At 48.3% G+C, this 1,605-nt stretch carries 1 protein-coding gene; it reads right to left on the bottom strand.

The window, feature by feature from the left end; all coding sequences use genetic code 11:
- Positions 1 to 95: 95 nt before the first annotated feature.
- Positions 96 to 1,605, bottom strand: a 1,510-nt coding sequence (gene nrdE, locus ACVC9U_RS00455) for a class 1b ribonucleoside-diphosphate reductase subunit alpha (protein ID WP_441390013.1), incomplete at its 5' end; no start/stop codon positions are given.

Raw genomic sequence — 1,605 nt, 5'->3', positions numbered from 1 at the left:
GTTCGTGCATATATTCAAGATCTCCGGCACCGTAAAACTTTCCGTTTAAGAAACAGGCATAGATTTGATACATTTCATTAAAACCTCCTCTCCGTTTAAACCACGCACGACAAGCAGCCTTCCTGCCCCGTATCTTTTGTCCGCGCATAGTACAGCGTCTTGATCCCCTTGTGATGCGCATATAAATCAATTCGATTCAGATCGCGCGTAGTCATCGTATCTTTTAAGAACAACGTAAATGAGATACCTTGATCGACGTGCTGCTGAATTATCGCGATCATATCGACGACTTTGAACATATCCATGTCGTACGCTTCTTTATAGAAGAACCAATTCTTCGCGCTAAGCCCCGGCATCGGATAATACGTCTTGGAATTTCCGTATGTCCGTTCCTCTATGCGCTCCATAATCGGCATGACTGACGCTGTCGCCGACTGAACGTATGAGATCGACCCTGTCGGTGCAATCGCGAGTCTATACGAATGGTATAGTCCGTATTTTCGTACGTTATCCTCCAGCCGAACCCAATCGATGCGTTCCGGAATTTCAACGCTTTCAAACAGCTTCGCGACCTTCTCCGTTTTAGGACGGAACTCTCCTACAACGTACTTATCGAAATAGCTTCCGTCCGCATACGTTGATCCTTCGAATCCCTCGAACGTGCTGCCGGTTTCCCTCGCAAGCTCCATCGACCGCACCAGCGACCAATAATTGACGAGCGCAAAGAATACGTTAGCGAAGTCGCGAGCCTCTTCCGATTCATAAGCGATCCCATTCTGCGCAAGATATCCGTGCAGATTCATCGCGCCAAGTCCGATCGAACGCATCTGACGGTTAGCCTTAGCGACTGCAGGCGCGTTCTTGATATTCGTTGATTCCGATACGACCGTCAGCGCATCAACAGCGAGCTTAACCGTTTGCTCGATCGACTTATTCGCCATCACGTTCGCAATGTTCAGCGAGCCGAGATTGCACGAAATGTCGAGGCCGATCGCGTCCTCTTCGCCGTAGTCGGTGTATTCGGATACTTTAGACGCTTGACAAATTTCTGAACAGAGGTTGGAAAATTTAACCTTCGAAATGTGATTAAGCGCATGTTCTCGGTTCACATTATCTTGAAACATTAGATACGGATAGCCTGATTCGGAACGCAGCACGGCCATCTTTTCGAGCAACTGACGTGGGTTAATGCGTTCCTTGCGCACCGCCGGATTATCTACGAGTTCATCGTACATTGCGCCAATATCCATGTCGTCAAGATGCGTGCCGTATGCCTTATAAACCGTGTGCGGGTAGAAAACGTAAGCTGGACGATCTTCTCGCGCTAGTTCGATGAATTTATCCGGAATGACAACGCCGATCGATAATGTTTTGACCCGGACGTCTTCATCTGCCGAGATTTTCTTCGTATCTAGGAAATCGTTAATGTCCGCGTGGAATACGTTTAGATACGCGGCGCCCGCACCGCTTCGTTGTCCGGCTTGGTTAATATGCCGCAATGACTGATCGAGATTTCTCATAATCGGCACAACTCCGCTGGTCACATCCTCGTAACCCATTAACGACTCACCTTTTGCGCGAGTCTTTGAAAGATTAACGGAGATG

The organism is Bacillus sp. GM2, from assembly GCF_056155945.1.
This window is presented reverse-complemented; position numbering and strand designations above follow the sequence as displayed.